The organism is Escherichia sp. E2586 (genome assembly GCF_005781105.1).
Taxonomy (GTDB): domain Bacteria; phylum Pseudomonadota; class Gammaproteobacteria; order Enterobacterales; family Enterobacteriaceae; genus Escherichia.
In genome coordinates this window covers 378,337-390,773 of the sequence record NZ_VATN01000004.1, presented here as the reverse complement: position 1 = coordinate 390,773, position 12,437 = coordinate 378,337, and the positions used below count along the sequence as shown (strand labels likewise).

Genomic DNA, 12,437 nt, shown 5'->3' with positions numbered 1-12,437 from the left:
TTAACAGCAGATTAGATGCTAAAGGAGGAACCGCAACCACAGGTGCTTTTCGCGTTCGGGTTGGTCACGATGAAACGCGAACCTTCCAGTCCTTCAGTATAATCAACGGAACCACCAACCAGATATTGCAGGCTCATTGGGTCAACGACCAGGCCAACGCCCTGTTTTTCGATGGTCATATCGCCTTCGTTCACCTGATCATCAAAGGTGAAACCATACTGGAAGCCGCTGCAACCGCCACCGGTGATATACACGCGTAATTTCAGATTCGGGTTATCTTCGTCAGCGATCAGGCTTTTAACTTTGTTGGCTGCTGCGTCGGTAAACTCCAGCGGCAGTGCTACGTCATCACTCATATTTTGCTCCAAACGACATCGGCAATTGGGCAAATTCTAACCCAATAATAATCGCCATTATCTAATACCCTGGTATTTCGTTCAAGTATTCTCGCTGGCTGGTGCGGCCTTGGCTCGCGCCAGTTGTTCCGCTTCCTGTTTTGCCAACGTGCGCGCAAGAATCGCCGAGTATAGCGGTTTTCCGCCGGTAAATTGTGCTAATAGTGTTGCGCCAAGACCGGTAATAATCATTGGCAAAATGAGCTGATAGTTATCTGTCATCTCTAATACCAGAATGATCCCCGTTAACGGCGCACGAATGGATGCCGCCAGTAACGCGCCCATTCCGGCAATAGCAAAGGTGCCTGCTTCAAGGTGATATTGCGGAAACAGTTCAACGGCAACCATTCCGAACGCGGTTCCCAGCACGGTACCCAGCGCCAGCATCGGGGCAAAAATACCGCCCGGCGCGCCGGAAGAGAAACAGAGTAAGGTGGTGATGACCCGCGCGACAAAGATAAATACCAGCATTCCCATGCTGAAGTTCCCCGCCGTGGCGATAGGAATCAGGTTAAAACCACCGCCTGAGGTTTCAGGAGCGACAAAACCCAGCAGCCCACACAAACCGCCAATCGCACCGCCCATCAGTACCCATTTGGTAATATTGCCGCCGTGCACGCGATGCAGCAAATCCTGCATCCCCAGCACCCATTTATTAAAAATAGGGCCGAAGATACCAAAAATAATACCGAGGATCAGATAAAGCCAAAGCGTATTGAGCGGGGCGTCAGAAAGTTTACCGACATCAATAAGTGCAACTTCGTGATTAAATACCCGGTACATAATGGTCGACATAATGACGCCAATAAATACTGCCTTAATCGAAATTAGCGTATAGCGAAACTGCGGACGCATCTCTTCAATAATAAAAAGAATACCCGCCAGCGGCGCGTTAAAAGCCGCCGCCAGACCCGCCGCCGCACCGGTTGCCAGTAACGTATGGCGAGCTTCGTCACCTTTCATGCGGAAAATATCAAGCACCATCCGGCCAATATTACCGCCAATCTGCACGGTTGGCCCTTCGCGCCCCAGGACCATACCGCCGCCCAGCGTCCCCAGACCACCAAAGAATTTCACTGGCAATACACGCCACCAGCGAACGGGACGTTGATCTTCCAGCGCCCCTTCAATTTCCGGGATACCCGAACCACCCGCTTCCGGCGCGTATTTGCGCACCAAGAAATAACCGAACATCGCCAGCGCTGCCGAACAGAGAAAAGCAACGGTTAACAGAAGTGGGTAATTATCGGCAGTATGTACCAGCGCGCCCATTCGTTGGTTCTGCAACCAGGCGACACCTTTGTCAAAAGCAACCGCTGCCAGCCCGACAAGGGTACCGACGACCGCCGCCATAAACAAAATAGCTAATGGCGTTTTATCACGCTCAAGAAGCTGGCGAATGAGTTGTCTGCGTCGCAGACGCGCAGCCTGCGGTATTTCATAAGAGGGAGTATCAGTTTTCATCCAATGATCACATATTGGTCATACAAATAAGATGACGGCATTTTACTCGCACATTCAATGAAAATCCTTTGCAAAGCGTAATGTTTCAAATGCACAAAACTTTTATACTCTACGAAGTCAAAGTTGCAGTAGTAAAAGCAACTTGTTGACGAGTATTTAACTTGTTATGAATAACCTAGAATAGCAGCCATTCACTTTTTCTACGAATCAGGAACCCCTCCATGAGTAAGTCTGAAAATCTTTACAGCGCAGCGCGTGAGCTGATCCCTGGCGGTGTGAACTCTCCTGTTCGCGCCTTTACTGGCGTGGGCGGCACTCCACTGTTTATCGAAAAAGCGGACGGCGCTTATCTGTATGATGTTGATGGCAAAGCGTATATCGATTATGTCGGTTCCTGGGGGCCGATGGTGCTGGGCCATAATCATCCGGCGATCCGTAACGCAGTGATTGAAGCCGCCGAGCGCGGTCTGAGCTTTGGTGCACCGACCGAAATGGAAGTGAAAATGGCGCAACTGGTGACCGAACTGGTGCCGACGATGGATATGGTGCGCATGGTGAACTCCGGCACCGAAGCGACAATGAGCGCCATCCGCCTGGCCCGTGGTTTTACTGGCCGTGACAAGATCATTAAATTCGAAGGTTGCTACCACGGTCACGCTGACTGCCTGCTGGTGAAAGCCGGTTCTGGCGCGCTCACTTTAGGGCAGCCAAACTCACCGGGCGTTCCGGCGGATTTCGCTAAACATACCTTAACTTGTACTTATAACGATCTGGCCTCTGTACGCGCCGCGTTCGAACAGTACCCGCAAGAGATTGCCTGTATTATCGTCGAGCCGGTGGCAGGCAATATGAACTGTGTTCCACCGCTGCCAGAGTTCCTGCCAGGTCTGCGCGCGCTGTGCGACGAATTTGGCGCGTTGCTGATCATCGATGAAGTGATGACTGGCTTCCGCGTGGCGCTAGCTGGCGCACAGGATTATTACGGCGTGGTGCCAGATCTCACCTGTCTGGGCAAAATCATCGGCGGCGGAATGCCGGTAGGTGCCTTCGGCGGTCGTCGTGATGTGATGGATGCGCTGGCTCCGACTGGCCCGGTGTATCAGGCGGGTACGCTTTCCGGTAACCCGATTGCGATGGCCGCCGGTTTCGCCTGTCTGAATGAAGTCGCGCAGCCGGGCGTTCACGAGACACTGGATGAGCTGACAACACGTCTGGCAGAAGGTCTGCTGGAAGCGGCGGAAGAAGCGGGAATTCCGCTGGTCGTTAACCACGTTGGCGGCATGTTCGGTATTTTCTTTACCGACGCCGAGTCCGTAACATGCTACCAGGATGTGATGTCCTGTGACGTCGAGCGCTTCAAGCGTTTCTTCCATATGATGCTGGACGAAGGTGTTTACCTGGCACCGTCAGCGTTTGAAGCGGGCTTTATGTCCGTGGCGCACAGCATGGAAGATATCAATAACACCATCGATGCTGCACGTCGGGTGTTTGCGAAGTTGTGATCCAACATTGTTTGCCGGATGCGGCGTGAACGCCTTATCCGACCTGGAGTGCAGGACCATTTGTAGGCCCGATAAGACGCGTCAGCGTCGCATCGGGCATTATTTGTCGGATGCGACGTGAACGCTTTATCCGACCTGGAATTCAGGACCGTTTGTAGGCCCGATAAGACGCGCCAGCGTCGCATCGGGCATTGTTTGTCGAATGCGGCACCTTATCTGACCTACAGTTCAGCGCCGTTATATGGGCAAATTAACGGCTCTGCTTTCTCAGCAAATAGATAAAATATGGCGCGCCGATAAAGGTCGACAGCAGCCCCGCCGGGATCTGGAACGGAAACAGCACCATCCGCCCACACCAGTCAGCGAACACCAGCAGCAACCCACCCACCAGCGCTGAAATCACAATATGCGGCATCGTCCGTCGAAAGCCCATCATCCGCGCAATATGCGGTGCCATTAAACCGACAAAACTCAACGGTCCAATGGTCATTGTCGCGGTCGCCGTAAGGCAAGCCGCTAACAGCAGCAACGCAATTCGCGTCGGCGTCAGCGCCATCCCCACAGCCCGCGCGGTATCACCGCCCAGCGGTAAAATGGTCAGCCAGCGGCGGCACAGTGGAGTAATCGCCAGCAAAATCACCATCACAATTCCGGTGCGCCAGACCTGGGCATCGGTCGCGTTGTAGGTCGAACCAGAAATCCAGGTCAGCACTTGCGCCATTCGCGGGTCACCGCTCGCCTGCAACATCATCAAAAGCATGGTGAACGCGGTGCTTAACGCCATCCCCGCCAGTAACATGCGGTGTGGGGAAAATCCACCGCGTCCGGCGGCGATCATAATGATCAACAGCGTCACCGCCGCGCCGAGACTTCCCGCGGGTAACAGCCAGCCAAAGGCATTACCCGGCACTAAAAACAGCATCAGTACCACGCCAAACGCTGCGCCAGAGCTAATCCCCAGCACTTCCGGGCTTGCCATCGGGTTTCCGGTCAGCCGCTGAATAATACAGCCCGCCACCGCCAGCATGACGCCCGCAAACAACGCCGCCATAATTCGCGGCCAGCGCCAGGGCATCAAATCCTCGAGCAACGCCCCGCTCGCCCACGTCCAGCCGTGCGCATCACGACCAAACGACAACGCCACCACCACAGCCATCAACAGCAGCACGCCGCCCGCGAGGGCAAACGCCAGCACGTGTTGGCGTTCAGCCGCGACACGATCGTTGACCTTCATATCCGGCGCGCTAATGCTGCGTAAACGCGGCAGCAGCCACAGTAACAGTGGCGCACCGATCAACGCAGTGACCGAACCGGTAGAAACTTCCATCCACACGCGAGTCAGCCAGAGGATGATTTGATCGGAAAGCCAGAGGATCAGCGCCCCAATCAGCGACGCCAGCATCAGTCGCGGCAGCAGACGCCGCGCGCCCAGCATTTTTGCCAGCAGCGGCGCGAACAAGCCGATAAAGCCGATAATCCCCACCGCGTTCACCAGCAGCGCACTGATGACAATCGCCAGCGACAGTGCCGCCAGACGCGCCAGCGACAAGGCCAGCCCCAGATTGCGCGCCACGCCATCATCAAGCCCCATCAGGGTTAACGGGCGAAGTAGCAGTAACGTCAGCATCACGCCGCCCAGCAGCTGCGGCCATAAACGCTCAACGCCGCCCCAGTCGGTTTGCGTCAGCGTTCCGGTGCTCCACAGGAACATGCTTTGCAGCTGGTCGTGATGGAAGATAACCAGTAGCTGATTAATTGCCCCGCAATAAAGGCTCACCACCAGCCCCGCGAGGATCAGCGTTACCGGCGAAAGCCGTTTCCCCCACGCGACGCCAAAAACGATTAAGCCAACGACACAAGCGCCCGCCAGCGCAGCAAACTGGCTCGCCATCGCGCCGGGGATCGCCCAGAGCGTCGTGACGGTAATCCCCAGTTGCGCGCCTGTAGCAACGCCCAACGTCGTCGGTTCCGCCAGCGGGTTACGCAGCACTTGCTGAAACAGCACGCCCACCAGCCCCAGGCCCGCGCCCACCAGTAGCGAAATCGCCAGACGCGGCAGCAAGCTGTAGTGAAAAATCATCTGCTCGATGACATCGATATCCGGCGACCAGGCAGCCTGCGCCCATTGGCTACGCGGCAGCGCCTGCGAAAAGTTCATCCAGGTCAGCGCCGTAGCGACAATCACCAACAGCGCCAGCAATAACGCCGGGAAAAGCGCAATTCGTTTACTCACGCTTTACCTCCGATGGCGTTATCCAGAATACGTACAAAGTGCATTGCCGAAAGCGTCGCACCATAAAACCAGACTGCGGGTACGCGCTGAAAGCGTCCGGCGCGGACAAACGGCATGGCCCGCCACAGCGGGGTTGCCATTAGCGCATCCATGTCTTTGCTGTTGTCGTGATCAAAACAGAGCACATCAACATCTTTATACGCCGCCAGACGATCGATACTGACGGTAGTACTGCCCCAGAAATTGGTTTCTCCCTGCCAGGCATTCACAATGCCGTATTCATCGAGAATTTCCTGGAACAGGCTGTTTGGACCGAAGACCAGCATATGGCGCGGATCGAGAAGCGACGTCAGCAATAACGGGCGCGCTCCACGCTTCACAAAGCGGGGTTTCATGCTGCGGATAAAGTCTTCATATTGCGCTAAATGCGTTTCTGCTGCGCTTTGTAGATTAAGTAAATCCGCCATTTCCGTCAGCGAGTTACGCGCCATCGCCAGCGGCTGTTTGCCGTCGCTGAAGTTAAATCCGCGTCCCGGCGCAATGCGTGCCAGCATTTCTGGCGAAGGGCCATATCCCGCCGACCAGACCATAAACGACGGTTTCATTTCGGTCAGCAGTTCAAGGTTAGGTTCTGTACGCAAACCAACGTCAATCACCGAATCTGGCAATGGCGGTTCGCTGACCCACAGGCGATAGTTAATGGTGTCTGCCACACCGTAAGGTACGATGCCGAGCGCCAGCAGTAATTCCACCGGCAACCACTCCAGCGCCACAACGCGATGTGGATCAATAGCCGCCGCACGGGCGGTATTCATCTGCCATAGCAACGGAGAAAGCGCCATCGCCGTTAACAGTCGGCGGCGCGAAATAAGAAGTAAACCGCTCATCAATAAACAAAACTCACAGGTGCAGCACCCGCCGGATGCGGCAAAATCCCCATCGGGATGCCATAAATCATTTCGAGGGTTTCGCCGCGCATAATTTCAGCAGGCGTTCCCTGAGCAATCATTTCACCACCGCGCAGGGCGACCAGATAATCACAATAGCGCGCCGCCATATTGATATCGTGCAGCACAGCAATGACCGTCAGACCACGTTCCTGACTTAAACGATGCACCAGCGCCAGCACGTCAACCTGGTGGGCGATATCCAGCGCCGAGGTCGGTTCATCCAGCAGCAGGCAACGGCTGTCCTGCGCCACCAGCATGGCGATCCACGCTCGCTGACGCTCGCCGCCGGAGAGACTATCGACCAGCCGATGCGCCAGCGGTTTTAAGCCAACCAGCGAAATCGCCTCTTCGACCTTTTCGCGATCTGCCGCGCCAAAGCGCCCCAGCGCACCATGCCACGGGTAACGACCAATCGCCACCAGTTCACGCACGGTCATCCCTTCTGCCGGAGGAAGTTGCTGCGGCAAATAAGCCACTTTGCGGGCAAACGCTTTGCTACTCCAGCTTTCCAGCGGCTGGGTATCAAGAAGAATTTCGCCTTCCGACGGTGGCTGATGACGGCCAAGCATTTTGAGCAGAGTGGATTTACCAGAACCGTTGTGACCAATCAGACCGGTCACTTTCCCGGCAGGAAAGGTTAACGACAGCGGATGCAAAAGCGTGCGCCCTGGCACACGAAAGGAGATATTACGCAGTGCAAAAGTGGTATCGGAATGATTCGTGTATTCCTGCATAACAGCCAACTTGTGAAGCGGGCACGGAAATCCGTGCCCCAAAGAGAAAATTAGAAACGGAAGGTTGCGGTTGCAACGACCTGACGTTCTGCGCCCCAGAAGCAGCCATAGGTGTTAAAGCAGCTGGCGACGTATTCACGATCGAACAGGTTGTTAACATGCAGCGCTACGTTGGAGCCAGCCATACCGACTCGCGCCAGATCATAACGCACTAACGCATCCACGACCGTATAACTTCCCACTTTAAAGGAGTTCGCCGGATCGCCGTAGCTGGAGCCAGTATAACGACCGCCAGTACCCAGCGTCAGACCTGAAAGTGGACCGTCAAAGAAGGTGTAATCAGCCCACAGAGAAGCCATGTGTTTTGGCACCTGCGCAGGCGTATTGCCTTTGTAGGTGGTGTCGGTGGTGTATTCCGCGTCGGTATAGGTATAAGAACCGACCACGTTAACACTCGCCGACAGCGCCGCTTTTGCTTCGATCTCTACGCCACGCGCACGGATCTCGCCACCTTCAACCGAGAAGAAGGAACCCTCAGGATCTGCCATCAGGTTGTTGGTTTTGGTGAGATTATACAGCGCGCCAGTCACCACAATTGGGCGATCTTCCGGTACGTATTTCACGCCGACTTCGTACTGCTTACCTTTAGACGGTGCGAAAATATTACCATCCTTCCCGACCTGTGAAGAAGGTTCAAACGATTCGCTATAGCTGAAGTACGGTGTTACGCCGTTATCAAATAGGTAGTTAACGCCACCACGCCAGGTGAACTGTTTGTCATCACGTTTATCTGTCGTTCCCGCTACGCGGTTAAGAGATTCTTGATCTGCCCAGTCGTAACGACCGCCCAGGGTGACCAGCACTTTATCCCACTGCGCCTGATCCTGAACGTAAATACCCGTTTGTTTCTGCTTATTCAGAATGCGGTACGGGCCGGAGTTTGCCGGATCTTTGGCATTGAAATCGAAATCGGTATTCACCGGATTGTACAGATCGAGCAGTGGCACAGAGTCGTCGTAACCAAACCAGGCGTTGATGTCATTACGCATACGCATAAAGTCGACACCGGTCAGCAGGGTGTGGTCGATATCGCCAGTGGCGAATTTGCTTTGCAACTGGGTATCAACAGAGAAGTTTTGCAGCTTCTCATCATCAACGACGTATTTACGCGCCAGATAATGGCCTTTATCCGCTGGCGCTAAAGCTGCACACTGCTGGCTGTAAGCATTCGCCGGATCGGAGCAGACGCCGTAACCATAAACGCTGTTTTGCGAGGTTTTGTTTTCAGCAAAGCGCAGGTTCTGACGCACAGTAAAGGTGTCGTTAAATTCGTGGTCGAAGCTGTAGCCAATCATCTTCTCATTACGAGAATAGGTGTTGTTCTTCGCCCCTTCGTTAAAGTCAGTCGGCAGACGCTTACCGTTTGGCAGCGTATCGACGGTCCCTTCTTTCGGCAACCAGCCGTAATAACCGGTTTCCGGTTCATTCTGGAAGTAAGAAAGGAAGGTGAAATTGGTTTTATCGTCCGGACGCCAGGTGAACGCTGGAGCAATAGCATAACGCTGCTCTTCCGCGCCCTTTTGCTGGGCATTGGCAGAGCGCGCAAGTCCGGTCAGACGATAAGAGTAAACGCCATCATCATCCAGCGCATCGCTGAAATCAAAACCGGTCTGGAACAGGCTGTCAGTCCCTGCTTTAAACTGAATTTCTTTCAGCGGTTCGGTAGTCGGGCGCTTGCTGACCATGTTCAACAAGCCACCAGGGCTGCTTTTCCCGTACAGCACAGATACCGGACCACGCATGATTTCAGCGCGCTCCAGCATATACGGGTCGATGACCGCATCGTTATAGAAGTTGCCCTGCATCTTCAGGCCATTCAGATAGTTGTTCTGGCTTTGACCGTCAGCTGCGAAACCACGGATGATCAGGTAATCGTAAGTGTTGGATGCGCCACGGGTTCCCACGGCAACGCCAGGGGTGTAGCTAAGCGCCTCTTTAACTGACTTCGGCTGATGCAGCGCCATCTCTTCGGCGGTCACAACAGAAATAGACTGTGGCACTTTTTGAATCGGCGTATCTGTTTTGGTGCCGGTGGCGGACTGTCGCGCCGCAATAGTTGCAGCCGGCCCCCATGCGCTTTCTTGCGGCGCAGGTGCAGCGGTAACGGTGATAGTGTCTTCTTTCGGTTCAACCGCTGCCTGTGCATAAACAGACATGCCGCTAACCGCTGTGGCTACTACAACTGCGATTTTACGCAGCGAGTGTTTTGGCTGAGCAGTTTTGGAACGCGCCATTGGTATATCTCTGATGAAAGTGAATGATAACGTAAACGAGAATGATTATTATAAAGATAAAATAATATTCGAAACGGCGAGACGATAGCAAGCAGTACCCATCAGAGATCCAACCAAAGGGTCAATAAATAACCAGATGAAAAGAAAGGGTTAATGCTTTTGGAGGGATGTTATTTTACCGGATGGCTACTCGCCATCCGGTATGTCACGCTTAGACGTTAATTACTACCAAACATATCCTTGATCCAGCCTGCCACGCCGTCGCTGTCTTTCTGCTGCTGTTGAGCAGGTTGCTGTTGCTGCTGTGAAGACTGATCAAATGGATTGCCTGACGGCTGCTGCTGTACCTCACTCTGCTGGCACAGCGATTGCGGATCGCTGGTCCAGACCGGCAAAGTACGCATACCACCGCTGCAAACAAAGTTACCATCGTAATCCACGCCCATATCCACGATATCTTCCGGCGGTACAAGATTCAGCGGTGTTGGTGTCTGATTAGCCAGATAACGCTGGTAAATCGACATCGCCCCGCTGGCACCGTACAGCTTAGTCGGCTGGTTGTTATCGCGGCCTACCCAGGTGATGGTCACCGTGCTGCCGTCAATGCCCGCAAACCAGGTATCAACGTTGTTGTTGGTAGTCCCCGTTTTCCCTGCCAGATGCAGGTTTGGATATTTCGCCCCAAGCTGACGTCCTGTACCACGTTGCACCACTTGCTGCATAGTCCACAGCGTCAGATACGCCGCCTGCGCCGGAACTGCGCGTTCCGCCTGCGGGAAGCTCTGATACAGCACCTTACCATCTTCCGCGATTACCGAACGCAGCGCAGAAAGCGGCGCGCGGTTACCGCCGCTGGCGATAGTCTGGAACGCCTGCGCCACTTCGATTGGCGTTAAGTTCAGCGCTCCCAGCAACATTGCCGGAACTGGATTCAACTGGTCTTTCGGCACGCCCAGTTTGATCCAGGTATCCGTAACCGCAGGCAGCCCCAGCGCCATCCCCAGATTCACCGTCGGCACGTTCATCGAACGGGTCAACGCATCCACCAGCATCACTCTGCCGCTTTCGCTATAGCGACGATCATCGTTCTGCGGTGACCAGACCTGACCGTTCGGCTGACGCAGCGCGATTGGCGCATCGGCAATCCACGTGTTCAGGCGATAGATTTTCGGCTGGCTTAACGCCGTAAGGTAAGTCGCTGGTTTTGCCAGTGAACCAATCGAACGACGCGCCTGCATCGCACGGTTGTAGCCCGCGAACTGCGGTTCAGCCCCCCCGACCATCGCACGGACTTCGCCACTAAAGCGATCAACGACGACAATCGCCGTTTCCAGATCGCTCAACTTACGCTGTTTCTTCAGTGCAGGAATGCCTTCTACGGCAGCTTTTTCTGCCGCATCCTGGGCCACTGAGTCAAAAGTAGTGAAGATCTTCACACCAGAGAGATCTTTCACCTTATCGCCCAGTTTCGCCTGCAACTCCTGACGCACCAGCTGCATAAAGGCTGGCTGAGGAGAGATTACTCCGCCGCGTGGCTGTACGCCCAGCGGTCGCGCACTCAGCATTTCATACAGTTCGCCGTCAATAATCTGCTGTTGTTGCAGCAAACGCAGCACCAGGTTACGTCGCTCCAGCGCCAGTTTCGGATTACGCCACGGGTTGTAGATCGACGCGCCTTTCACCATGCCAACTAACAGCGCCTGCTGGTCAAGGCTCAACTCTTCTACCGGGCGACCAAAGTAGTACAGGCTCGCCAGCGGGAAGCCACGAATTTCGTTGTCGCCGCTCTGACCGAGATACACCTCGTTCATATACAGCTCAAGAATGCGATCTTTGCTGTAACGTGCATCCATGATCAACGCCATATAGGCTTCGTTCGCTTTACGCCAGTAAGAACGTTCGCTGGAGAGGAACAGGTTTTTCACTAACTGTTGCGTCAGTGTACTCGCCCCCTGCACCGTGCGTCCGGCTGTCAGGTTCGCCAGCACCGCACGTCCAATGGAGTAGAGGCTGATGCCATCATGCTCGTAGAAATGACGGTCTTCTGTCGCCAGCAAGGTATCTACCAGCAAGTCCGGGAAACCACTGCGCGGCACAAACAGACGCTGCTCACCATTTGGTGAGGAGATCATGGTGATCAGGCGCGGATCAAGACGGAAGAAACCGAACTGACGGTTGTTCTCCATATTGACGATGGTCGCCAGATGATCACCATCAAAAGTCAGACGCGCACGCACCTGCCCTTCTTTACTGTCCGGGAAATCAAACGGACGGCGGATCATTTCAATGCTGTTGGCCTGCACGGTAAATTCGCCAGGACGGGTCATCTTCGACACCTGACGATACTGGGTCGCCTCCAGCAGTTTCACCATCTCGTTCTTGCTGATGGTCATATCTGGTTCAAGGTTAACCATTCGGCCATAGACCGCCGCTGGCAACTGCCAGACCTTGCCATCAATACGGCTACGAATTTTTTGATCGAGATAAACGCCGTAAATGGCGATCAGCACGGCAAAAACGATAGCCAGTTTTAGCAGCAGCCATAACCAGCCGCGTTTGCCACGAGGCTTACGCCCTTTTCCTTTGCCCTTTCCTTTGCGCGGCATCGGTTCTTCGTCCTCATAGTCATCATAATCGTCGTAATCATCGTCGTCTTCGTAACGACGACGGCTTACCTTTTGTTTGACTGGACGCGTCGGTTTCCCTTTGCGTCCAATTGGCTCGCGGTCATTCCCGGCCATGCTTTTTCTCCGCAATATTCAGGCGCAAAAGCCCGATTTTCTGTTCTTCTGTTGCAATACAGAAGAAGATATCTCTCAAAATGCTTTTATCCCTCTCCCTGTGGGAGAGGGCCGGGGTGAGGGC

At 54.4% G+C, this 12,437-nt stretch carries 10 protein-coding genes; 1 reads left to right on the top strand and 9 read right to left on the bottom strand.

Annotated features, from left to right (window positions below; all coding sequences use genetic code 11):
* Positions 1 to 11 precede the first annotated feature (11 nt).
* The 4 genes from erpA to FEK50_RS24440 are packed head-to-tail and all read right to left on the bottom strand — an operon-like array spanning position 12 to position 1,918.
* Positions 12 to 356, bottom strand: coding sequence for an iron-sulfur cluster insertion protein ErpA (erpA, locus tag FEK50_RS04960; protein ID WP_001295564.1), 345 nt, complete (start codon positions 354 to 356; stop codon positions 12 to 14).
* Entirely contained in the window at positions 349 to 414 is a 66-nt protein-coding gene (yadW, locus tag FEK50_RS04955) for a small protein YadW (RefSeq protein ID WP_120795373.1), read from the bottom strand. The genes erpA and yadW overlap by 8 nt, the downstream gene beginning before the upstream one ends.
* A 23-nt stretch (positions 415 to 437) precedes the next feature.
* Entirely contained in the window at positions 438 to 1,859 is a 1,422-nt protein-coding gene (gene clcA / locus FEK50_RS04950) for a H(+)/Cl(-) exchange transporter ClcA (RefSeq protein WP_130205006.1), read from the bottom strand.
* Positions 1,856 to 1,918: a hypothetical protein gene (locus tag FEK50_RS24440; RefSeq protein ID WP_214251109.1), complete on the bottom strand. Its 63-nt coding sequence runs from the start codon at positions 1,916 to 1,918 to the stop codon at positions 1,856 to 1,858. Before FEK50_RS24440 ends, clcA begins: the two co-directional genes overlap by 4 nt.
* 162 nt (positions 1,919 to 2,080) lie before the next feature.
* Between FEK50_RS24440 and hemL the strand changes: the two genes are divergently transcribed.
* Positions 2,081 to 3,361, top strand: a complete 1,281-nt coding sequence (gene hemL / locus FEK50_RS04945; RefSeq protein ID WP_130205003.1) for a glutamate-1-semialdehyde 2,1-aminomutase — start codon at positions 2,081 to 2,083, stop codon at positions 3,359 to 3,361.
* A gap of 250 nt (positions 3,362 to 3,611) precedes the next feature.
* Here the strand turns inward: hemL and fhuB are convergent, their stop codons facing one another.
* The 5 genes from fhuB to mrcB all read right to left on the bottom strand — a co-directional run bounded on the left by fhuB (position 3,612) and on the right by mrcB (position 12,313).
* On the bottom strand, positions 3,612 to 5,594 hold the full coding sequence (gene fhuB / locus FEK50_RS04940; protein WP_000044054.1) for a Fe(3+)-hydroxamate ABC transporter permease FhuB: 1,983 nt from the start codon (positions 5,592 to 5,594) through the stop codon (positions 3,612 to 3,614).
* Entirely contained in the window at positions 5,591 to 6,481 is an 891-nt protein-coding gene (fhuD, locus tag FEK50_RS04935) for a Fe(3+)-hydroxamate ABC transporter substrate-binding protein FhuD (protein WP_131161222.1), read from the bottom strand. The genes fhuB and fhuD overlap by 4 nt, the downstream gene beginning before the upstream one ends.
* Positions 6,481 to 7,278, bottom strand: a complete 798-nt coding sequence (fhuC, locus tag FEK50_RS04930) for a Fe3+-hydroxamate ABC transporter ATP-binding protein FhuC (protein ID WP_096319580.1) — start codon at positions 7,276 to 7,278, stop codon at positions 6,481 to 6,483. The genes fhuD and fhuC overlap by 1 nt, the downstream gene beginning before the upstream one ends.
* A 50-nt stretch (positions 7,279 to 7,328) precedes the next feature.
* The gene (fhuA, locus tag FEK50_RS04925) at positions 7,329 to 9,572 is read right to left on the bottom strand and encodes a ferrichrome porin FhuA (RefSeq protein WP_130260750.1); all 2,244 of its coding nucleotides are present in this window, start codon (positions 9,570 to 9,572) and stop codon (positions 7,329 to 7,331) included.
* Positions 9,573 to 9,790: 218 nt separating this feature from the next.
* Entirely contained in the window at positions 9,791 to 12,313 is a 2,523-nt protein-coding gene (gene mrcB, locus FEK50_RS04920) for a bifunctional glycosyl transferase/transpeptidase (protein WP_131161223.1), read from the bottom strand.
* Positions 12,314 to 12,437 lie beyond the last annotated feature (124 nt).